This is a genomic window from Epilithonimonas pallida, assembly GCF_900182975.1.
GTDB lineage: Bacteria > Bacteroidota > Bacteroidia > Flavobacteriales > Weeksellaceae > Epilithonimonas > Epilithonimonas pallida.
In genome coordinates, this window is record NZ_FXUO01000005.1 from 286,039 (window position 1) to 310,016 (window position 23,978).

15 protein-coding genes are annotated in these 23,978 nt (G+C 36.6%); 7 read left to right on the forward strand and 8 right to left on the reverse strand.

Going from position 1 to position 23,978, the window contains the following annotated elements; translation table 11 throughout:
- Nucleotides 1–11 precede the first annotated feature (11 nt).
- The 5 genes from QOL71_RS11800 (at nt 12) to QOL71_RS11820 (ending at nt 3,373) form a co-directional block, all read left to right on the forward strand.
- Nucleotides 12–362, forward strand: a complete 351-nt coding sequence (locus tag QOL71_RS11800; protein WP_283417108.1) for a DoxX family protein — start codon at nt 12–14, stop codon at nt 360–362.
- Nucleotides 363–383: 21 nt separating this feature from the next.
- The gene (locus QOL71_RS11805) at nt 384–842 is read left to right on the forward strand and encodes a hypothetical protein (protein WP_283417109.1); all 459 of its coding nucleotides are present in this window, start codon (nt 384–386) and stop codon (nt 840–842) included.
- 144 nt (nt 843–986) lie between these two features.
- Complete coding sequence (locus tag QOL71_RS11810; protein ID WP_283417110.1) at nt 987–1,622, forward strand: hypothetical protein; 636 nt, start codon at nt 987–989, stop codon at nt 1,620–1,622.
- Between the two features lie 18 nt (nt 1,623–1,640).
- Nucleotides 1,641–2,267, forward strand: a complete 627-nt coding sequence (locus tag QOL71_RS11815; RefSeq protein ID WP_283417111.1) for a TMEM175 family protein — start codon at nt 1,641–1,643, stop codon at nt 2,265–2,267.
- A 29-nt stretch (nt 2,268–2,296) separates the two neighbouring features.
- Complete coding sequence (locus tag QOL71_RS11820; protein ID WP_283417112.1) at nt 2,297–3,373, forward strand: porin; 1,077 nt, start codon at nt 2,297–2,299, stop codon at nt 3,371–3,373.
- A 198-nt stretch (nt 3,374–3,571) separates the two neighbouring features.
- On the opposite strand, the gene QOL71_RS11825 is transcribed toward QOL71_RS11820, so the two are convergent.
- Entirely contained in the window at nt 3,572–5,179 is a 1,608-nt protein-coding gene (locus tag QOL71_RS11825) for a Na+/H+ antiporter (protein ID WP_283417113.1), read from the reverse strand.
- Nucleotides 5,180–5,430: 251 nt separating this feature from the next.
- Here QOL71_RS11825 and QOL71_RS11830 point away from each other — a divergent pair, with 251 nt between their 5' ends.
- Nucleotides 5,431–7,455, forward strand: a complete 2,025-nt coding sequence (locus QOL71_RS11830; RefSeq protein ID WP_283417114.1) for a M13 family metallopeptidase — start codon at nt 5,431–5,433, stop codon at nt 7,453–7,455.
- Between the two features lie 151 nt (nt 7,456–7,606).
- On the opposite strand, the gene QOL71_RS11835 is transcribed toward QOL71_RS11830, so the two are convergent.
- The 4 genes from QOL71_RS11835 to dnaE form a co-directional block, all read right to left on the reverse strand.
- Entirely contained in the window at nt 7,607–9,214 is a 1,608-nt protein-coding gene (locus QOL71_RS11835; RefSeq protein WP_283417115.1) for a T9SS type A sorting domain-containing protein, read from the reverse strand.
- A 142-nt stretch (nt 9,215–9,356) separates the two neighbouring features.
- The gene (locus QOL71_RS11840) at nt 9,357–12,185 is read right to left on the reverse strand and encodes a GEVED domain-containing protein (protein ID WP_283417116.1); all 2,829 of its coding nucleotides are present in this window, start codon (nt 12,183–12,185) and stop codon (nt 9,357–9,359) included.
- Nucleotides 12,186–12,567: 382 nt separating this feature from the next.
- Nucleotides 12,568–14,154: a T9SS-dependent choice-of-anchor J family protein gene (locus tag QOL71_RS11845; RefSeq protein WP_283417117.1), complete on the reverse strand. Its 1,587-nt coding sequence runs from the start codon at nt 14,152–14,154 to the stop codon at nt 12,568–12,570.
- A gap of 223 nt (nt 14,155–14,377) precedes the next feature.
- Nucleotides 14,378–19,024, reverse strand: a complete 4,647-nt coding sequence (gene dnaE / locus QOL71_RS11850) for a DNA polymerase III subunit alpha (RefSeq protein ID WP_283417118.1) — start codon at nt 19,022–19,024, stop codon at nt 14,378–14,380.
- Nucleotides 19,025–19,169: 145 nt separating this feature from the next.
- Here dnaE and QOL71_RS11855 point away from each other — a divergent pair, with 145 nt between their 5' ends.
- Complete coding sequence (locus QOL71_RS11855; RefSeq protein ID WP_283417119.1) at nt 19,170–21,245, forward strand: S8/S53 family peptidase; 2,076 nt, start codon at nt 19,170–19,172, stop codon at nt 21,243–21,245.
- A 67-nt stretch (nt 21,246–21,312) separates the two neighbouring features.
- Here the strand turns inward: QOL71_RS11855 and pyk are convergent, their stop codons facing one another.
- Genes pyk through rnc form a run of 3 tightly spaced genes read right to left on the reverse strand, consistent with a single transcriptional unit; the run spans nt 21,313 to nt 23,969 of the window.
- A complete protein-coding gene (pyk, locus tag QOL71_RS11860; RefSeq protein ID WP_283417120.1) occupies nt 21,313–22,758 on the reverse strand; it encodes a pyruvate kinase in 1,446 nt (481 codons plus the stop codon).
- Complete coding sequence (locus QOL71_RS11865) at nt 22,751–23,224, reverse strand: IPExxxVDY family protein (protein WP_283417121.1); 474 nt, start codon at nt 23,222–23,224, stop codon at nt 22,751–22,753. The genes pyk and QOL71_RS11865 overlap by 8 nt, the downstream gene beginning before the upstream one ends.
- Nucleotides 23,199–23,969, reverse strand: a complete 771-nt coding sequence (rnc, locus tag QOL71_RS11870; protein WP_120212655.1) for a ribonuclease III — start codon at nt 23,967–23,969, stop codon at nt 23,199–23,201. Before rnc ends, QOL71_RS11865 begins: the two co-directional genes overlap by 26 nt.
- Between the last annotated feature and the right edge of the window lie 9 nt (nt 23,970–23,978).

A 23,978-nucleotide genomic window follows, 5' to 3' on the forward strand; every position in this document is an offset into this window, starting at 1 on the left:
AATTAATTACGATGATACTTAAAATTATAAATGGAATTCTGATTCTGGTTGCCGTTTTTATGGGCTTCAAACAAGGATATGCTATATTTTCCGGAAAGCCTGAAATGATGGAGATGTTCGGAAAATGGGGTTTTGGAAAAACCGGACTGATGATTAACGGAACTGTTACTATTCTTGCAGCAGTATTAATTCTTTTTCCAAAAACTTTTGTCTGGGGAAATTTTCTGATGGCAGCGGGAATTTTGCTGATTATCTGTTTTCATTTATTAGATAAAGACTTCAAAGGTGTAATGGTTGAGCTTCCATTTTTGCTGCTTAATCTGTTGATTATCTATCTTCAGCATCCTTTAAAGAGTGCTTAATTAATGATTCTAAAAACACAAATGATGAGAAAAATATTATTTGCAAACTTTTCAGCATTGGTGCTGTGTTCTGTAACGGCCTGCGCACAGACTAAAACAGAAAAAACACAGAAATTATCTGAAAATAAAAATCTAACCCTTAAAAAAACACAACAAACTATGGACTTATCAAAAATTACCAACCCAACTGTGAATGCTGCAATGACAGCGTGGCAAAACGGTGACAGCAAAACTTTCTTATCCTATTTTACAGCTAATCCTACAATGACGGATGATGGAAACCCGAGAGGTTTTCTGGCGTTTGTAAAAGAAGCTTGTGGCGAAGAAAAATTCCTTACTATAGATTCTGTTGAAAATGACGGGAAAGATATTACCGGAAATTTCAAGGCTGGAAAATGGGGAACTTTTAAGGTATTCTTCAGATTTCATCAGAATTCTGATGGCAAATTCGACCGTCTGGACATCGGGCAAGCCCATTAATTTTTAAGAATACTAAAATAATTTAATCATTAAATCCTCTCTTGATAAAGAAAGGATTTATATGTGGTTGGATCATTCATTAGACTGGATTTCTATTAACAACGACCAATAAATAACACAATAACTAAAAATCATTCATTAAAAATGAACAAAAAACTACTTTTATTATCGGTATTTTTTATGCTGATATTTGGGAAAATAAATGCTCAGTCACAGGTTTATATAGATGTGCTAGCCGGACATAAAGGATTAACCTCCGAATTCTTTTTCCTGGAACCTATAGACAAAGATGCGCGTTGGACTGTTATTTCCCGAAGCGAAATGCATCTCCAGGAATATGAAACAGAACATCCGGGATTTGTAAATTACAACATCTTTGCTTACAATTTCAAGAACCATTTCGGTATTACCGCCGGAACGTATGCGACTTCTCATTATCCGTTCAGTGCAAGGCTTGGAGTTCAGTATCTGAGAGAAAGTGAAAAATGGCTGGTTTATACCAATCTTTCTACTGCCATTACCAAAGATCCGGATGCACAACTTCTTGTAGTTTTAGGCTATCTGCCGGAACTGAGCGAAAAATGGAGACTCGTTACCAGGCTGGAGGCAAGAACGGCCATCAATTATGATCACGGTCACGCATTCAGCACACAACAGCTTAAACTTGGTGCTCAATACAATGAAAAAATCGGTTTTGGTGTAGGTGTAGAAGTTGAAGAACATGGCAAAAGTTCTCACAAAGACTTCAATATCGGACCTTTTTTAAGAGTTAATTTTTAAATCCCAAAAACATAAAAAATGAAATTAAGTTATAATAAACTTGCCGGCCAGAGTGCTGAGCGTATTAATGCTATCAGCGATGCCGTTTTTGGCGTGGCAATGACCCTTCTCGTATTAGAGATCAAAGTTCCGGAGTTGGAAGGCCACGAGACGGAAGGCGATCTGATGCACGCTTTCTTCGCTCTGATGCCGAAATTCCTGGTTTACTTCTTAAGTTTTATGACAGCCGGAATCTTCTGGGTAGGGCAGTCGGCACAGTTCCGTCATATTGAGAAAAGTGACAGAAATCTTATCTGGATCAACCTGCTTTTCCTGCTTTTTGTATCTACATTGCCTTTTTCAACCGCTTTTCTGGGTGATCACATCAATTTTAAATTTTCTATTCTATTGTATTGGCTTAATATTTTGCTGATGGGAATATTCCTTTATATCAACTGGACATATGCCGGCAGGAAAGGCTTCATCACAGAAGAGACCAGAGATATGGTCTATGAGTCAATCAGGAGAAGGATTCTGGTAGCGCAGGCATTATATTTCTTTGGAGCATTGCTTTGTTTTATTAATCCGTATCTGAGTATTGGAGTCATTATCGCTATCCAGCTGAATTATGCTTTTGCCTTTTTCTCTGGCGGTAGAAAGAAATAGTAATTAATAGTTTGAGAGATGAGTTTTAAATGAAAAAGATAATATCATTTATTTCATTTTTGTCCGTGTGGATTATATCTGCGCAGGAAGCTAAGGACTATTCGCTTAAAATAAGCGGATTTGCGGAAGTTTATTATCAATATGATTCTAACAACCCGGAAAATAATTCACGTCCGGGTTTTATTTACAGTCACCATCGGAATAATGAAGTTAATATCAATTTAGCATTCATTAAAGCCAATTATGAAACTGAAAAACTCCGCGCTAATCTTGCTTTAGCAACAGGAACTTATATGATTGCCAATTACTCCGAAGAACAGGGTGCTCTAAAAAATATTTATGAAGCCAACATCGGTTTTAAAATTTCAAAGAATAAAAACATCTGGATCGATGCCGGAGTTTTTCCTTCTCATATTGGTTTTGAAAGTGCTATAGTGAAAGACAACTGGACTTTGACAAGAAGTATTGCAGCAGAAAATTCGCCTTATTTTGAAACCGGAGCAAAAATCTCTTATACAACGGACAATGGAAAATGGCTGATGAGCGGTTTGATTGTCAACGGATGGCAAAGAATTCAGCAGGTTGATGGAAACAGTAGTCTGTCTTTTGGCCATCAGTTAACTTTTATGCCGAATGAAAAATTGACCATCAACACCAGTTCATTCATCGGAAATGACAAGCCAGACAGCATCCGGCAAATGCGGTATTTTCACAACCTCTACGGAATCTATAAAATTAATAACAAATGGGCGGTAAGAGCCGGTTTTGATTTGGGAGCTGAACAAAAATATAAGGGAAGTAATTCTTACAATATCTGGTATACTCCGGTTTTGATTGCTAAATATTCACCAACGGAAAAACTCAGTATTGCAGCACGCGGTGAATATTATGATGATAAAAATGGAGTAAAAATAACAACAGGAACTCAAAATGGATTTCAAATGTTCGGTTGTTCTTTAAATTTTGATTACCAGATTTTGTCTAATTTGCTTTGGCGAACAGAAGTCAGAAATCTTAATAACAGGGATGCTATTTTTCTCAATAGAAACAAAAAACCGGAAAATGATAGTTTTACGGCGGTGACTTCTTTGTCCGTTTTTTTCTAAATAATTGCTGTTTTTATTGCAATTAATAACCAATTAATATTTCCTGTTTATCTCCAGCATTTTATTTCCTGAACAAAGAGACAATTATATATACTTTATTGAATATAATAACTGCTATTTCTTTGTTCCGCGAATTTGTAACATCATGCGATTTCTTCATAAGTTAAAAAAAGAGCTAAAAACTTAGCTCTTTTCTTATCAATGAAAATTGGGGTTTATTTTAAGATCATTGAGATCAAGCTGTAATTCTGCTTTCCGGATTTCCTCATCATCATAATACTTTTCACGTCTCATCTGGAAGATTTCAAGTCTTTGCTTGGCATATATTTCCTTTAAAATTTCTTCATATTTATCAATCTCCTGAGTCGTACAATGATTACATTCCAAAAGATCCAATTGGTTTTCCGTGTTTTCGGTTTCAATAGAAATCTGAGAATGATAGTTTTTCAAAAGATTGCTGTTATTGATGATTTCAGAATAATTGGTGTTGATATGATTCAGAGCCAGTCTGTTTAGTCTGATTTGTATCTGGGCTTCCTGCTGTTCTTGCGGCAAAACAGTATCCATTGATGGAATATCAAGCTTTTTAACAAGAAAAGGTAAACTAAGGCCTTGTATCACCAATGTGATGAAAATTACAATGAATGTAATTAATAAAATCAAATTTCTATGTGGAAATGCCGTCCCATTTGACATTGTAAATGGTATTGATAATGCTGTAGCCAGAGAAACCACACCTCGCATACCGGCCCAACCGATTACAAGAGGCCCTTTCCAGCCCGGTGATTGCTCTTTTCTGACAGATTTGAACAGCCATCTCGGGACAAAAGCAGCAGGATAAACCCATAAAAATCGAATTACAATTACCACAGCGCTTATGATAACCCCATATTTGATTCCCTGAATCAATGATGCTTCTTCTAACCCATGAATAATTGCGGGAAGTGATAATCCGATCAATATAAAGACCATCGCGTTCATTACGAAAATTACTGTAGTCCAAACGCCCAACATATTGAGTCGTGTATTTCCGTTTTTGAAAATCTCGTGAGATCTGTATGAGATAAAGAGTCCGCCGGTTACAACTGCCATTACACCGGAAAAGTGGAATTGCTCCGCACCAAGATATAAAATATAAGGAGTCATGATTGTTAAGGCAGCGTCAATTGCTGATGTTGTAGGTAGGAATCTGTGGATAAGGTACATTATACCTGCTCCTACTAATCCTACAACAATTCCCATCCCTGCAACTAAGAAGAATTGTCCCACAGCTTCATGCATAGAGAAAGATCCGGTAAGAATCGCAGCTAATGCAAATCTAAATACAATTAATGATGATGCATCATTAACAAGACTTTCACCTTCCAGAATGCTGAGAATTCTTTTAGGAACAGGCAGCCCTTTTAGGACAGATGTTGCAGCAACGGCATCTGGTGGCGAAACTATCCCGCCTAACAAAAATCCAAGTGCTAATGTGAATCCTGGAATTATAGCCTGAGAAAGATAAGCGACAATCAAAGATGTGGCAAAAACAAGTCCAAAAGCTAACAAGGCGATTGGTCTTTTCCATTTCCAAAAGTCATTCCAGGAAGTGTACCAGGCGGCTTCGTATAATAATGGAGGGAGAAAAATGAGAAAAACCAGTTCCGGGTCTAATTCTATTTCTGGGATTCCAGGTAAAAGACTGATAATCAATCCTGCCAAAACTAAGAAAATAGGATAAGCGATGTTCATTTTTTTTGCTACCATTACCATCATGAAAACTGAGAAAAGTAATGCGAGAATCAATAATAAATTATGATGCATCTGTAAAGAAATTAAATTATGTTTTTATTGTAAAAGTATGATTCCGGATACTAAAATCCTAAAGATTATATTAATTAAAAAAAAAAATAAATTGGGTAAATCATTTTAACTGCTCAATTGTTTAATAATTAATTGATTAAAAAAAATATATTTTTAATAATTGTCATTTTTAAAGATTAATTTTTACCTTTTCAGTTGTAACAAACAGACAATATTTAAGACAAATTAACTAAAATATCATATTCAAAAAAATGAAAAAGATCTCTTTCAGTGCATTGATGTTAACTTCATTATTTAATGTTGCTTTTGCACAAACCAAACAAGCTGCTTTGGAGCTTAATTACATGGACACATCAGTGCGTCCGCAAGATGATTTCTACAATTACGTTAACGGAACCTGGATGAAAACTGCAAAAATTCCTGCAGATAAGCCAAGCTGGGGCTCTTTTAATCAGTTAAGAGAAACTACAGATAATAATTCTTTAGGATTGTTGGATAACATATTGAAAGAAAAATTTGCTGCCGGATCTGAAGGACAAAAGATCCAGGCACTTTACGAAACTTACATGGATATGAAGAAGCGTAATGCAGACGGGCTTAATCCTATCAAAGCAGATCTTGCAAAAATTGATGCAATTAAAAATCTTGCCGATCTGCAAAAATATCTGGTAGAAGCTACGAGAAGAGGAGAGAATCCTTTTTATGATTGGGGAGTTGACGGAGATCTTAAGAATTCTAAAATGAATGCCGTTTATCTGGGTGATGCTTCTTTTGGTTTGGGTAGAGACTATTACCAGAAAGAATCTGCAAAAAATACGGAAACCATTGCAGAATATAAAAAGTACGTAGCGAAGGTGTTATCAGAGATTGGTTACAAAAATGCGGATGTTGTTGCAGGACAGATTGTTGATTTTGAAAAGAAAATGGCAAAAACATTATTAACCAACGAACAGATCCGTGATGCGAACCTGCAGTATAATCCAAAGACTTTGCCTGAGCTAAAAACTCTTGTAAAAAGTGTGGATCTTCCAAGATATCTTGCTGAGGTTGGTGTTAATACCGATAAAGTAATCATTGGGGAACTGAACTATTATAAAAATCTTGATACTTTTTTAACGGAAAAAAATATTCCTTTGATTAAGGATTATATGAAGTTCCATTTGACATCAGGCAGTGCTGGTTATCTTAATCAGAAAATGGATGATCTTAAGTTTGATTTCTATAGCAAGTATCTACAGGGTCAGCAAGAACAAAGAGCCTTGAACAAGAGAGCTTTATCTCTAATTAATGGCGTTCTTGGGGAAGCTTTTGGAAAAGTGTATGTTGATAAATATTTCACACCGGAAGCTAAGGCTCAGATGATGACTTATATCGATTATCTAAAGAAAAGTTTTGGTGTACATATCAATGGGTTAACATGGATGTCTTCTACAACTAAGCAGAAAGCACTTGATAAGTTAAACAAGTTCACAGTGAAAATAGCTTATCCTGACAAATGGAAAGATTATTCTAAGCTGAATCTTAAGTCTGAAAAAGACGGAGGAACTTTGTATTCTAACCTGCAAAATGTAGAGAGCTGGCATTATACCAAAGAATTGGAAAAAGTAGGTAAGCCTGTTGATAAAACAGAATGGGGAATGTCTCCACAAACGGTAAATGCCTATTATAATCCTGTGAATAACGAAATTGTTTTTCCTGCTGCTATTCTTCAGCCACCATTCTTTAATCCCGGAGCCGATGCTGCTGTTAACTTTGGAGGTATTGGGGCGGTTATCGGTCACGAGATGACTCACGGTTTTGATGACAGTGGCGCTCAGTTTGACGGTGACGGAAACCTAACGGATTGGTGGACTGCTGAAGATAAAACTAATTTTGAAAAAGCAACTAAAAGCTTGGCTGCACAATATGATAAATATGAACCAGCAAAAGATGTCCATGTGAATGGTACTTTCACTAATGGTGAGAATATTGCAGACTTAGGCGGGGTTAATATTGCCTATGATGCATTACAGATGTATCTGAAGGATAAAGGCAATCCTGGTAAGATTGACGGTTATACACCAGATCAAAGATTTTTCTTGAGCTGGGCTACAGTTTGGAGAACTTTGTCAACAGATAAATATCTAAGCAATCAGGTAAAAACCGATCCGCATTCTCCTGGTTTTTATAGAAGCTTTGGACCATTGGTTAATACAGATGCTTTCTATAAAGCGTTTGATGTTAAAGAAGGCGACAAATTATATAAAAAGCCGGAAGAAAGAATTAAAATCTGGTAAAATTTCAATTCAAATTATTTAATAGTCCTGCAATTTAGTAGGGCTATTTTTTTGCAAACAATTAAAATCAAGATTAAAAATTAAATTATTAAAAGGAGGATATGTAAAAACCCGCTCATTTGAGCGGGTTTAAATTTATAAATCTAAAAAATTATTTTTTGATTGCTTTGAAAGTTTTGATGCTTCCGTCTTCCATTTTAAGATTTACAATATATAAACCAGATTTCAAATTAGAAAGATTAAGCTCAGCAGCTGGAGCAAGTGTTTTAACTTCTCTTCCTGAGATGTCATTTACAGATACTGATTTAACACCTTTTACATCAGAGATGTTAAGTACATCTGTAAATGGATTAGGGTAAACAGAAACTGATTTTTTGTTAACATCAGAAACAGCTAAGAATTCTTGATAATCAATAGTATAATCTTCTACCTGACCATTAATCATATCATTACAAGCAGTTAGTAAAGGAGTATTTAATGTTGCAGCTGCAGTTGATTGGAAGTTGTATTTAACTCTCATGAATTTTTTACCAAAACTTGTTCCTGCAGGAATAGTTATGTTTCCTGTTAAAGTAACAGGATTAGCAGTTACTCCGCCTACATAAACTTTTGTAGCAAAAGTATTAAAATATTGTTCGCCGGCATCATCAAAATCACCATCGTTATTCCAGTCAATAAAGGCAGACATAGCCCATCCATTTGCTGCGTTTCCATTAGTTGTTCCTAATACTGTTAATGGTACGGATGTAACATTACTTTTTACTACAAATTCTGTAGCAGTAAAATTTTGGTGTACAGGGAAGCTTCCTATAGTTGTAGCAGTAGGATCCGATGTGTTTGTTGTTCCTGAAAAACTTACTGATTTAATTGGAGCAATTGCTGCAGGTGCAGTAGATGTTAATGGTCCGCAATGAGCTACTGTGGTATTTGTTGAGAATGTAATTTCCTGACAACCTGTAGCATCACCTACTGTATTAGTAGAAACAATTTTCGCATAATAAGTAGTGTTGGTCATAAGAGAAACATTAGTTGACGTTAAGTTCCCTGCAACAGTTGTATTTAGGACGTCAGAAGCTCCCGGAGTTGTTCCAACCGTAACTTTGTACTTAGTAGCAGTAGCTACAGTATTCCACTTTAATGCAACAGTACCAGCGGAGATTGTGCTACCTGTGGTAGGAGTTGTAAACGCTGTACAAGCTGGTGCTGTAGTTACAGCATCTTGTTTTATTACAAGGTCATCAATATATAACACACCTGTAGTAGATCCAGTTCTCTGTAACCAAGTTCCTATACCATATCTTTTATCAGGATCAATTACTCCGGCAGGGATAGTTGCACTGACTGTACCACAAGTTGTAACTGCAGCACTTGTAAGTGCTACACCTGTTCCTACCGTTGTAATGGACCAGCTGTTAGCTGCTTCATCAAATAATGCATACATAACATACAAAGTTCCTGTAAGGCCTGCTGCTTTTTTATATTTGAAACTAACATTAACTTGTTGTCCATTTCCAACCTGACCAGCTAAATCGCCTACTTCAGCCACATCTGCCATCCAGCCTGTTTGTGTTACTGTGGAACTGTAAGTAAGAGCACCTGAAGTTGTTCCGCTACAAAACTGGGCTGTACTAGTGCTTCCTCCACCAAATTGGTAGTATCCTGATCCCGCTATAGGAGATTCAAAATCTTGGGTGAAGTCATATTGAGCATTCACGCCAATACCCATTGCCAATAGACAAGAGAATAGAATTTTTTTCATAATATAATAAATTTTATTAAACTGATACGAATATATAGTTTTTTTTTCTTTTGGAAAAAGATATTAACATTAAAATATCTAAAAAGTTATCAAAACAAAAAAGCCACTCATCGGAGTGGCTTCATTATTATAATAATGTAAATTATTTTTTTATCGCTTTGAAAGATTTAACACTTCCGTCTTCCATCTTAAGGTTTACAATATATAGACCTTGTTTCAGATTAGATAAATTAAGTTCTGCTGATGGCGTAAAGGTTTTAACTTGTCTTCCTGAGATATCATTTATTAAGATGGATTTAACTCCTTTTATATCAGAGATTTTCAATACATCCGCAAATGGATTAGGATAGACAGAAACATTGTTTACTTTGTTAGTATCAGATACAGCAAGGAATTCTTTGATTTCTATGGCATAATCTTCTACTTCTCCATATGTTGCAGTTCCACAAGCAGTATTGCTATTTGCTCCTCCCGAATTTGAGTATCTTACTCTCATACGAGTAACCCCTATCACAGCATTAGCTGGAACATTAATAGATGCCGTACTGGTAACTGCATTCACGGTGATTGCTGTACGTTCAGTGCTATCATCGAAGACTCCATCATGGTTATAATCTATCCAGGCATAAGCTACATCATTAGTATAGTAACCTGTAGTACTTCCATTGGTGATGCTGATAGTGTAAGATCTTTGTCTTTCGATACCTGCAGCAGTGACTGTTCCTGTATAATCTGTATATGTTGCGCGTGTAGATGTATTATCGAGGTTTGATAAAACTACTCTTGTAATTGCTAATCCTGTATTTGTATCTGTAGTTCCACTGGAAGCACAATAAACAAAATTGCCAGTTGTGAATGTTATTTCTGAGCATCCTGTAGCATCACCAATATTGTTACTAGCTACAACCTTAACATAATAACTTGTATTCGGTTGTAAGAATAGAGAATAGGTCGGTGCTGTTGTTGAAGCGCCATTTGCTATCTCTGTTCCTCCAGAAGTTGTTCCTGCATACACTTTATAACTTGTCGCTCCATTCACAGAAGCCCAATTCAATGTAGTAGGATTAGGTACTACGTTTGTTGCACCATTAACAGGAGTACTGATTGTTACGCAACCAGGAACTGTAGTAGGGGCTACATAAGTGAATTCGTAAGCACCCACATCAGGAGTAGAAGCATTTCTTGTTATTCCTGCATAATCTGTAGTATAGCCAGCTAATACTTGCCCGGCATTATCCATTAACTGGGTATTTGAATCACTCTCATTTAATTTTAAGAAATCAGCGTTTGTGCCAACGGTAGATTTAAATAATGGATTAACACTTAAGGAATTGGCTTCACGAGATGCTACAAATGTCTGAAATGCTGAAAGTGTGGTATATGCAGTTGTACCATTGTAGTAAATATTCTGGTTTGTACCTGTTCCAGAATAAAAATCGTTATTGTTGGAATTTGTAGAATAGTTTGCAATTCCTGTTGCATTTCTTCTTAGTGCCGATGCAAAACCAGTTCCCTTAGGAGTAGAAATGTTAACAAGAACGTTATTTCTAAGATCTAAAGCAGCTGTTGTCGCTGTTGCACTATTTGCATGGTATAAAGCTGCGGAATTAAAGTTTGCACCTGAAGAAGTAGCATTTAAATAAACAGAATTATAATATACATTCAAGTTAGATGTTGTTCCTGTTGATGCAAGGTATATTCCGGCTAAACCAACAGAAGTTGAACTAGAAGAAGGTGTATTTAGTCCACTAACAAGATTATTTACGATGTTAGTTGTTGTAGAAGCTGTTGATCCGCCCACGTAGATTCCATATGCTAAACCTGCGGCTCCATTAGATGTAAGGTTGTAAACTTTATTACGTAGTACATTCCCATTTGTCGCCGTTGAAGCAAGATATATTCCATAAGGTGTTGATGAACTTAAAGTTGCACTTGTTGTAACATCGCTTACGCTATTGTCGGAAACGTTTAAAGTTCCTGTGGAACCGCTGTAAATTCCAAAAAATGATCCTACTGAAAGTCCTTTTACGCTATTTCCTGATAATGTAAGATTCCCTGTACTATTATGGATGATGCCGTATACAGCAGGTACGGATGAACCGGATAAAATTCCAGTTGTACCAATATTAATAGTATTATTAGCAGCCGAAAGTATCGCGCCTGTGCCAGCACTAAAAATACCATAATGTGATGATAAACTGCTAGTACTAGCATAATAAGTATTTCTATCTGTAGCGGTAATTGTATTGTTGTTTGCTGTGAAAGTAGATCCACTTCCGGCTAAATAGATACCTACAGCTCCAATTCCCTGACCAAATGTGATGTTGTTGTAAGAGGCATTAGTGCCATTTTGGTTTGAAGCAAATACTGCGTATGATGTAATATAACCATAGCCGTCATTGGCAAAAGATCCAAAATTAGAAATAGTATTAGCTGTTGCTGCAGAAGTTCCTCCTATGTCATTGTTTTGATCATATAATGTATAAGGAGATGTTGCTGCATAGCCATTGAATGCAATACCATTGCTCGCCGCATTAAGGATATTGTTAGAATATACTTTATTAGAACTGTTGGTTCCATTAACAGAAGTAGGAACTACTGCTACACCACTAGCATCATAATGAGCAAAGTAGACACCAACAGATGAATAATTGATTAATGATGAAAAAGTTATTTTACTGTTTTTAACAGTGTTGAAGTTACTTCCGTCTGTTGCTGAAAGATTCAAAAATGCAAAGCCTCTTTCGTTAAGAGTAGTAGTTGTGGTGTTACTAGAACTTTCCTTTAAATCAATTCCATCGATTGTAACATAATCAACTCCTACAAATTTAAAAAAAGTATCACCAACTAGATTAGTGTTACCAGTTGCTGTAAGGTCAACACTTCCTACTCCTCCTGTAATAACAGGGTTGGAACCAGATCCTGATTTTTGGATTATTAATGGATTAGTTGAGGATAATGTTGCATTCAATGTAGCGTTACCTAGGACAAATCCACCGGTAGGAGCTGTTTCAGTGTATCCTGCAGGTAGATTAATAATGGCTCCGCCTGTGCCAACACCTTGAGCATTAAGATCAGCAAATGCTGCTAGCAGGGTAGGGTAATCTACGCCGATCGTTTTTGTCCCAGTAACTTGGGCTGTGACACATGTTCCTAAGGCTACTAAACTTGTTAGTAAAATTTTCTTCATAATTATTTAGTTATTTATAAAACTCAGTAAATCTAATGATAATTTTATTGATAAACTTGTATTTTTATAATTTTCACTAATAAATTGGTTTTTGTTTAAATTATTCATATATAAAAAAATAACCGCCATAAGGCGGTTATTGTAGATAAAGATTTAAAAAAAATTATTTCTTAATTGCTTTGAAAGATTTAACACTTCCGTCTTCCATTTGAAGATTTACAATATATAATCCTTCTTTAAGATTAGAAAGGTTAATTTCTGATGACGGAGCAAGAGATTTAACTTGTCTTCCAGATATATCATTTACAGAAATTGATTTAATATCTTTTATATCAGAGATTTTCAATACATCTTTGAATGGGTTTGGATAAACAGAGATGGCTGCTTTGTTTATGTCTGATACAGCAAGGAAAGATTTGTAATCTATAGTATAGTCTTCTACTTGTCCATTAGTTAAGTCTGTACATGCAGTTGTAAGAGGTGAGTTAATGGTAGTGCCGGTAAAATTATATTTAACTCTTAATCTCTTTTGTCCAAGGGTGGTTCCTGATGGTATTGCAAGATTCCCGGACAAAGTAGCTTTTCCACTTGTAACAGTTGTAGTTCTCAATATAGTAGCTGTCGTATTGTAATATGATTCTCCACTATCAAGGAAGTCTCCATCTTCATTCCAGTCAACAAATACAGCTGCACCCCATCCATTACCCGTAGATGCAATTCCTGTTACGCTAAACGGTATGGTTGTCAGATTGTTTTTAACTTCTACTGGAGAACCTGTGAAGCTCTCATTTGGAGAGTAAGATCCAAATGTTGTTGCAGAGGTGTCAGATGTGTTGGTGACTCCATTTAAAGTGAAAGAAGTAATAGGCGCCATCTGAGTAGGAGTTGTAGAGGTAAAAGGTCCACAATATGGTGCATAAGGATTTGATCCAGTTGTGAAGCTTGTTTCTGTACAGCCTGTAGCATCTCCGACATCATTTGTAGGAACAATTTTCAAATAGTATTTTGTATTAGCATTTAGAGGAGGATTGTTGGTAAGTGTAGCTCCTGAGGATGCTGTTACACCATTCAATATATCTGTTCCGCCTGATGTTGTCCCAAGGTATAATTTATATCCTGAAGCTCCAGCTGCATCTGGCCAAGTAAAAGTAGTTCGTACATTGACATTGGTTGCTCCATCTGCTGGAGCTGTAGCAGTGGTACAGGATGGAACTGTAGTTGGAACAGTATCATTGACGATAGTATCAAACATCAGATACCATTGATCTGTATCTACAGCATGAAAACCAATATACACTGTTTGCCCAATATATGGTGTAAGGTCTAAAGTTACCTTTGTCCAAGCGGCAGGTGCTTTGGATGTGGCTTTGAGGGTTGTTGTAAATGCTGCAGCTGTAGCAGTGGTTGTAGATAGCATTACGTTGTAATTTTCCGTAAATGATGAGCTAAAACTTGCAACATAAAAAGATAATCTGTCATTAACTCCGGCCTGAACGTTAATTGCAGGGGTAACCAAATAGTCGTCATGTGCTGTAGCGCCATAAGTAATACGAGCAACATTGGTTCCTGATTGTGCTGCTGTAACCGTTCCGCCAGTTGGAACCGTACCAAATACAAATCCGTTTGAGTCTCCACCGTTAATAATAGACCAGCCTGCGGGGGTAGTTGTGCCAGCATCAAAGTTTTGTACAAATTGTGCGTTTACAACAATTCCAAATGCTAAAAAGCACGATAATAAAATTTTCTTCATAATTATATAATTTATATTGACTTAGTAAATGTAGTAAATATATTTCAATAGAAAATTCATTTTAATATTTATTTTTTATTAAATTTAGATAGTTTGTAATTTTGCATGCAATGCTGTATTTTTTTTAAATAAGAAATCTGCTTTTAAGAATAAAAACAGATTTTTATTTAATATTTGATAAAATATTAATTATAATTAATTTCTATTGAACTGTATTATCGCATTAATTCAAAAAAACTTCATAATTATTGATCTGATGAATTACTTCCAGCAGGTTTTCATTGATATTAATATGATGCTGCATAGAGACCACTTCCAAAACAGATTGGTCTTCCGGATTTTTGATAAAGAAATTAAGCTTTTGCTCACCTTGATTCTGAATCAGTTTTTCTCTGAAAAACTCAATATCGGTTTTTCTTAAGGATTCTAGCGGTACAACAATTGACAAGCTCTTTGCGAATCTGTCAAAGGCTTCCTTCAGTTCAAGAACATCGTTGACATTCACAAAAACACGTCCGTCTTTCCCTTGTGTGAATTTGATTTTCATGATCACGAATCGCTGTACTTCCAGTTTATCTTTCAGTCGCATATAGTCTCTGTCGCCTAATCGGAAAGAGTAGGAACCTGTATAATCTTCCAGCATCACGAAAGCTACTTTTTCCCCGCTTCGGAAACCGTCCGCGACGCGATATTCTGTAATTAATCCCGCAACTGTATATTCTTTGGTGTTGTCTTTTTCGTTTTGGCGATCTTTCCAGCTCTTTTTTTCTTCGAACAATTCTGCAGTTTTTGGAGGAAAGGCCAAGTCCTTAAAGGCTTCAACTTCATCAAGATTCAGGAAATTAAAATTACCTTTCGGTTCTGCTTTTATAGTAATTTCTTCGATGATTTCATCTTCCAGTCCGCCTTCATCTGAAACAGCAATGTCCGGAATGTCTTCGTCAGGAATGCTGTCTGCTTCCAAAATCGGAACTACCTCTTCCAAAACGACTTCTTCCTTCTTCTCTTCCAAAACTGCTTTTTTAGAAAGAACACCCTGCATAAACTGGAATTGATATTTGAATTCGTCCAAAGGATGCGCAGAAAGATAGAATCCGATAATCTCCTTTTCCCTATTGAGCTTATGCATATTTGGCCATTCCGCACAAGGTGCCAATTTTGGCTGCTCAATCTGAACTTCCTCGGCGAAATCCGCAAATAGCGAATTCTCCATTTCGTTTTTACTGTCCTGGAAACTTTGTCCATATCTTGAAAGTCTTTCAATATTAGTTCTTCCGGCAGAATCCAGATCAAAATACTGCCCACGGTGATAAGAGTCGAGTTCATCAAAAGCGCCGGCAATCACCAAACTTTCAGCCACTCTTTTATTGACCTGAGAAGAAGGAACTCTTTCAAAAAAGTCATAAATGTTTTTGAATCTTCCATTTTCCCGGGTTTTGGTAATCGCTTCGCTTGGTCCTTCACCAATTCCTTTGATAGCGCCTAAACCGAAACGGATTTGACCTTTTTCGTTAACGGAAAATTTATACTGTGATTCATTGACATCGGGTCCCAAAACATCAACACCTATCGCTTTACAGTCCTCCATAAACATAGTGATAGAAGCGGTATTGTTGATGTTGTTGCTCATTACGCTTGCCATATACTCCGCAGGGTAATTGGCTTTCAGATAAGCGGTCTGATAAGCAATCCACGCATAACAAGTTGAGTGGGATTTGTTGAATGCATATTCTGCAAATGCTTTCCAGTCGTTCCAGATTTTTTCCAGCCGTTCTTCATTAAGGTTGTTTTTGCGTCCACCTTCAATGAATTTCGGGTACATTTTATTAAGAACATCAATTTGCTTTTTACCCATTGCTTTTCTCAATGTATCAGCTTCACCTTTAGTAAAGTTGGCTAATTTCTGAGACAAAAGCATTACCTGTTCCTGATAAACAGTAATTCCATAGGTTTCTTCCAGGTATTCTTCAAGTTCTGGTAAGTCGTAAACGATTTCCTCGGTCCCGTGTTTTCTGTTGATGAAATTAGGGATGTATTTAATAGGACCTGGACGATAAAGGGCGTTCATTGCAATAAGGTCGGCAAAAACCGTCGGTTTCAATTCACGCATGTATTTTTGCATTCCCGGGCTTTCGTACTGGAAAATACCAATAGTTCTTCCTTCTTTAAATAATTGATAAGTTTTGGCATCATCCAGCGGAATTTTGTCTGGGTCAATATCCACTCCGTGACGTTCTTTGACCAGCTTTACAGCATCTTTGATAATGGTCAGAGTCCTTAGTCCAAGAAAATCCATTTTCAAAAGTCCGGCACTTTCCGCAACAGAGTTGTCAAACTGAGAAACCAGGATATCCGCATCTTTTGCAGCAATTGTAATCGGAACCAGATTGCTTACAGGTTCCGGTGTGATGATAACACCACAGGCATGGATTCCGGTGTTCCGGATGCAGCCTTCCATTTTCTTGGCGCTTTCCAGAACCGAAAATCTTGGATCGTTCGGATTATCGAGAACGGCTTTCATTTCATCCACCAACTGCTGTTCTTCCGGTTTTAGTTTGTCATATTTTGCTAAGGCTTTCCCGATATTCATTCCGGGAGTTGAAGGAACCAGCTTGGCAATCATATTGGTCTCAGGAATGGAAACGTCCAAAACCCGGCCAGCATCTTTAATGGCCGATTTTCCACCAAGTACTGAATAAGTGATAATCTGGGCAACCTGTTCCTGGCCATATTTGTCAACCACCCATTTGATGATTTTATCACGGCCTTCATCGTCAAAATCAATATCAATATCGGGCATCGAAACCCTTTCCGGATTCAGGAATCTCTCAAAAAGGAGATCATATTTAATAGGGTCAACATTTGTGATACCAATACAATAGGCTACTGCTGAACCTGCAGCAGAACCACGACCGGGACCAACCCAAACGCCCATATTCCTGGCTTCGTTGCAAAAATCCTGAACAATCAAAAAGTAACCAGGGTAACCTGTATTGGCGATAACATCAAGCTCAAAATCAAGACGCTCCTTGATTTCATCGGTGATTTCATTATAACGTTTTCTCGCTCCTTCATAGGTCAAATGAGTTAGATAAGCCATCTCTCCACGTTTTCCGCCATCGATGTCATCTTCCGGATTGATGAATTCTTGCGGAATATCGAATTTCGGAAGCAATACATCACGTTTCAATGTGTAAGGCTTGAACTTAGCTAAAAATTCCTCATAAGCTTCGAAAGCATCAGGATAAGCCAGGAAAGTTTCTTTGAGCTCGTCAGAATTCTTGATATAATATTCGTCAGTAGTCAATCCTTTTCTTTTTCCGAAGCCTTTTCCAATTGGTGTTGATAATTTTTCGCCGTCTTTAATACAGCTTAAAATATCCTGAATATTGGCATCACTTTTATTGGTGTAAAAAGTCTCATTCTGCGCAAGAATTTTCACATTATATTTATCCGCGAATTGAAGCAACACTTCATTTAAGTGTTCTTCTTCAGGCAGTTTGTGATTCTGGATCTGAACATAAAAGTCATCTCCGAATTCATTTTTCCACCATTGGAACAATTCTTCACCGCGCTGTTCACCGATATTAAGAATGGTGCTTGGAATGTCGCCATAAATACCGGAAGTCAATGCAATAACCCCTTCTTTATACTGAGAAATCAGCTCACGACTAATTCTCGGAACGCCGAAGTAAAATCCTTTCTGGAAACCAATACTTGATAGCTTGACTAAGTTTTTATATCCTTTAAAATCTTTTGCCAAAAGAACGACTTGTGTTCTTCTGTCCGGATCATCTTTGGTAAATTGTTTTTGCTCGTATCTGTCCGAGATGTAAAATTCACAGCCAACTATTGGAATCAGTTGGTCATTATTCGGTTCTGCTTCATCGAACATTTCTCCCTTTTCTTCAGCTTCCTGTTTTTTGGAGAGATATTCTTTATATTTTTTTGCAATGTCGGAATTGGCACTTTCCACTGCAGAAACAAATTTGAAAGCACCCATCATATTTCCTATATCAACTAATCCTACAGCCGAGAATTTCTCTTCAGTTGCTTTTTTGATGAGGTCATTGATGTTAGTAGTCGCTGTCAATGTGGAGAAAACACTGTGGTTGTCAAAATGGAAATATTTTCCCAAATCAATTTCATCCACACTTCCGAAATCGGATTGTTTTTTCTTGTTATTGAAGCTTGCAACCTGTCTTCTGATGATAATTCCAAAAGGCTGAATAGGATCCGGGTTAGCATTTTGGAATTCCTTTAGTCTGGAGTCAGGGATTTTCAGAACATCTGCCGGAATTACACCGATTCTCATCATCTCGAAGAAAACCTGAGCCGTAGCGTTCACATCGGCTGCCGCGTTGTGTGCTTCATCAAATTTGTGACCGTATAATTTTTCGTAGAGTTCTTCAAGTTTCGGAGATTTATATTTTCCGCCTCGTCCACCTTCCAGTTTACAATAATCTGTTCCCAGAATCATTGTATCCGCTTTTGGTTTTTCCTGCAGATTATCTTTAATATTTTTTCGATGAAATTCTGCACCTACAATGTTGTAATCAAATTCCACATTGTGTCCGGAAACAACTCTGACCTTTTCCAGAACTTGAGCAAACTCTTTCAGAACTTCTTCCAGATCCCGACCTTCTTCGTTTGCAATTTTAGTCGTGATACCGTGAATTCTGGCTGCGTTGAAAGGAATGTCATAACCTTCCGGTTTTATGATATAATCTTGATTTTCAATTAGATTTCCATCGTCGTCGTGCAATTGCCACGCAATCTGAACCATTCTTGGCCAATTATCGGAATCGGAAAGCGGAGCGTTGAAATTTTTGGGTAAACCAGTGGTTTCAGTATCGAAAACTAAATACATCTACATTAGAAATTTGTGTAAAGTTACTATTTTGAATCACATAAAAAAAGTATCATTTATCCAAATTTGGTATTAATTTTTTTGATTGTGTATTAAAAATTAATGTGCTGATTTATTATTGATTATCTTTGCAAAAACAATCATAATGAAAAGAATTTTATTCGGTATAAGCTTTATATTTTCATTTTATTTTTCTAATGCACAGAATCTTAAACTGAAAAATGAATTCACTCAAAAAAGATTGCAAAATGAAAATAGGCTTGATTCTTATTTCTTAAAAACAACAGCCAGATATTCTCAAAAAGCAAAGGATAGTCTGAAGAAGAATCTTGCAGGTTTTGCCGGAGAAATTCCTGTTTTTTATTCAGTAGAAGAAACAAGCGCCAATGCTACGGCTAATGTTGATGAACTTCAGGCTGGAACTGTTTCCGGTATTACATCGCCTTTAACAGGAAATGGTGTCAAAATTACAATATTTGATGCCGGAAGAATTCAGGATACGCATGAGCAATTTACTACCAACAGAGCCGTAAACAAAGAAGCATCAACGGAAGCAAAACATTTTCATGGTACTAACGTCAATAGTATTTTGATCGGTAACGGAATTGCGACCGGTACTTTTACTCAAAGCAGCGTTTCTTATCCAAAAGCTAATGCAAAAGGTATCCTTCCGCAAGGAACTACGGATAATTATATGTATGCCACTACAGCTTTAGGAAATAATTATGAGAAATTGGCAAGCTTGCCGGGCCTCAATATATCTAATCATTCTTATGGCACCAATTATGGCTGGAATAAGCCGAATTCTACCAATACTTATTACTGGTATGGAAATTATGATTTGAATCACACGGATACTTATGGCGGTGCTTATGGTGATAATGACTATAATTTTGATAAAATTGTTTATTCACAACCGCAACAGATTATTGTCAAATCTACAGGAAACTATTATGGAGTTGGTCCGGATGCATCTTCTGTAAAATACAGATATAGTTTTGCTTCCAACAGCTGGGTTACATTTGGTCCTAATGATGAAGTTCCTCCTGCTAACTGCAGCCAGGGTAATACTTGTGTTTATTTTGGATCTTTGGCAAAAAATATTATTACAGTCGGAGCAGTTAACCAATTAACTACTGCAAATCACAAATACACCCAGGCAAGTGATGTAGTAAAAGGAAGTTTCAGCAGCGCAGGTCCCAGAAAAGACGGGGCAGTGAAGCCAGATCTTACGGCTGTCGGCGTTGATATGATAATGGCTAATTACACTACGGCAAGTCCAAACGCTACGAATCTCTATGTACTTAATTACGGAACATCCTATGCTGCACCGATGGTTTCCGGAATTGCCTGTGCTTTGACTCAAATCCAAAGAAATATTGCTGGAAACAGCAGTTTTATCTTCAATGCAGACGAAATGAAAGCCTTACTGACACACACTGCTAATGAAGCAGGAAGACCAGGTCCGGATGTTTGGTACGGCTGGGGTTTGGTTGATGCTAAAAAAGCGGCACAGGTTTTAGTAAACAGATTGACGGATGATGCTGTTCTTGAGAAAGTTAATCTGCAATCTGGTGTTACCTTCACAAAAGAAATTAAAGCAAGGGGATCTGAACCTTTAAAAGTAAGTATTTCTTGGGTTGATCCGGCGATTGCACCTTTCACAACGGACAGTGACTTCCAAAATAATCATACTTCCAGAATCGTGAATGATCTTGATCTCAGGGTAGTGGAAGTGGGTTCAGGAACGACCTATTATCCTTGGAAACTTGACATTAATGATCCTAATGCCAATGCTACGAAAGGGGATAATACAGTTGATAATGTAGAACAGATTGTTATCGATAATCCAGCAGCAGATGGAATCTATAGAGTAGAGGTCACGAATAAAAATTCTCTTGTTAATCAGGAAGGTAATCCGGCGACACAGGATTTTGCTTTGGTTGCAACAGGTACTAAGAAAATGACTTTAGCAGCTAATGATTCAAGTAAAGATGAGATTAAAATCTATCCGACAAGAACGAAGGATATTATCAATATTGAATTTCCTGACAAGGCAGAAAGAATAGTTGTCTTTGATATGAACGGGAAATTAATTTTTGAATCCAATAACGCATCCAAATCTCAGAAAATTAATCTGAATAACTTCTCAAGTGGAGTTTACATTATCTCTGTGAAAACAAAATCCGGCGTTGTTTCTAAGAAAATTATTAAGGAATAATTCCCACAAAACATAAATAAAAAAGCCATCGAATTCCGATGGCTTTTGATTTTATAATTACTACAAATTAGATTGTAGATAATCTTAATGTATTTGTTTTTCCACCATTGTGGACAGGCATTGCATTCAGATTAACAACAAAGTCACCTTGCTCTACAAAACCATAATTGTGAGTCAGCATATTAACCTGGATTACAGTCTCATCAGTCGATTTCTGCATGTCGTAATAAAATGCTCTAACACCCCAAAGGAGGTTAAGCATTGTAATCACACGCTTATTAGAGCTAAAAACGATAATATGAGAAGAAGGTCTGTGCGCAGAAATCTGGAAGGCAGTATAACCTGAAGCGGTAAGAGTGACGATCGCTTCTGCACCAGTCGATTTTGCGATGTCAACAGCGGAACGGCAAATTTTATCAGTGATAAAACGCTCATCTACACAGTTGATTTTTTCTTCGATAACGTGATTCAGTTTAGAATATAAAGCCGTTCTTTCGATATTCTTAACAATCTTAGCCATATTTCTTACAACATCCACTGGATATTTTCCAACAGAAGTCTCTCCGGAAAGCATCACAGCATCAGCACCGTCCAATACAGAGTTAGCAACGTCGTTAACTTCTGCTCTTGTTGGCGTCAAGCTGGTAATCATCGTTTCCATCATCTGGGTAGCGATAATGACAGGTTTTGCGTAAAGTCTAGCCTTATTAACCAAATTTTTCTGAATAACCGGAACCTGCTCCATTGGAACTTCAACACCAAGATCTCCTCTTGCAACCATTAGACAGTCGCACTCCATCAGGATTTGGTCTATGTTTTTTACACCTTCCGGTTTCTCGATTTTAGCAATGATTGGCGTTTTTGTTTTGTTAGTTGGATGCTTAGCCATCAAATCTTTTAGATCGATGATATCCTGTGCATGACGAACAAATGAAAGAGCGATCCAGTCAAACTCGTTGTCTAGCATAAAGTTAGCATCCTCGATATCTTTTTCTGTCAAAGCAGGAAGAGAAACGTTTGTATTAGGAAGGTTAACTCCTTTTTTAGAACTCAAAGGTCCACCTTGGATTGTTTTAGCTCTTACAGTATCTACTTCATTCGTTTCGATAACCTCAAGAACCAATTTTCCGTCATCAATCAAGATTCTTTCTCCAACTTTTACATCCTGAGGAAACTTCTCGTAAGTCATATAAACTTTTGTAGAATCTCCTTCCATTTTTTCGTTAGTAAAAGTTAAGACATCTCCCGGGTTAAGGAAAGAGCCTTCTTTTACTACACCAACTCTTAATTTAGGACCTTGCAAATCTCCTAAAATAGAGACCGAGTAGCCATATTCTTTATTGATTTCACGGATTATATCAACATTTCTCTTTACCAATTCGTAATCGGCGTGAGAAAAATTAATTCTAAATACATCAACACCAGCTTGTATCATCTGTATCATCGTTTCCTTGCTAGAAGTAGCAGGGCCTAGTGTTGCAATGATTTTTGTTTTTTTTAGGTTTTTATTCATAATATTGAATTAATTGATAAAGTTCTTCTTCAGAACTTAAAGAATATTCTTGAATTTTAAATACAAAATTTTCCGGGAGCAAAATTAACGAAAAATCCGCAAATATATCGGAATTTGTTAAAATGTAATCTACATCTTGGTGTAGATTTAGTAAAAATTTAATATTTGATTCATCTGAAAAAAGCTGATTTTGGACTTTTTTTTCAGTGGATAGAATAGATTTGTTAGAAATAAAATGATAACAGTTTTTGGAAAATCTGTCATACGCCTGATAACGCGAAAATGCATAGTCAAAAAATTCCCCTTTGATGGCTATATCTTCAATTCTTTTGAAGTTAAAATCATTGGTTTTATTGAGTAGAAAAAACAATTCGTGCTCCGGGATTGCTTTGATAAGACGAATCAATCCTATGGTGATCTCTGTGTGATCTTCTTCTAGCTTAAGAAATTGTTTTTTGATTTTCAATAATATTTTCTTTTTTGCTCAATACATAAAAAGCGCGTTGTGCGGCTTTTTCTTCGGCTTTCTTTTTAGATGCTTCTACCGCATTGGAGATTCTCTCATTATGAAGCCAAACGTAGCAGCGGAAAACCGTTACTTTATTCGGTTGGAATTCCTCACAAGTCTCGTACTTGATCGGGATTTTTTTCTTTTGGCTCCATTCCAGCAAAAGACCTTTGTAGCTGATAATCTTATTTTCCAGCTTATTGATGGTAGAAGGTGTGAGAATCCTGTCCAAAACAATTTTCTTACAAAACTCGTAATCAATATCAAGGTAGATAGCGCCAATCAAAGCTTCCAGAAGATTTCCGGAGATATTTTCGCTCAGTACCGTCTGGCTTGTATCCGCTTGTAATAAAGAGCTTAACTTCAGATCTTCTCCAAGCTTATTAAGGTTTTTCCTGTTTACGATTTTGGATTTCATCTGCGTGAGAAATCCTTCGTTTTCATTCGGGTAAGTCTGAAAAAGATGACAAGAAATAATGGTTCCTAAAACAGAATCCCCTAAAAACTCTAGACGTTCGTAATTTTTTTTATTCGTACTTTTTGAAGAGGATTTTAAAGAAAATGCCTCTTTAAAGATTTCCAAATTATGGATGTTGTATCCAACGATTTCAGAAATTTTTTTGCGAAAAAGAATATCTTTTTCCGAAAGTTTTTGTGTTCTGTTTTTTGGAAGTAATTTGAAAAAATAATTTTTCAACTCCATAAAAACATC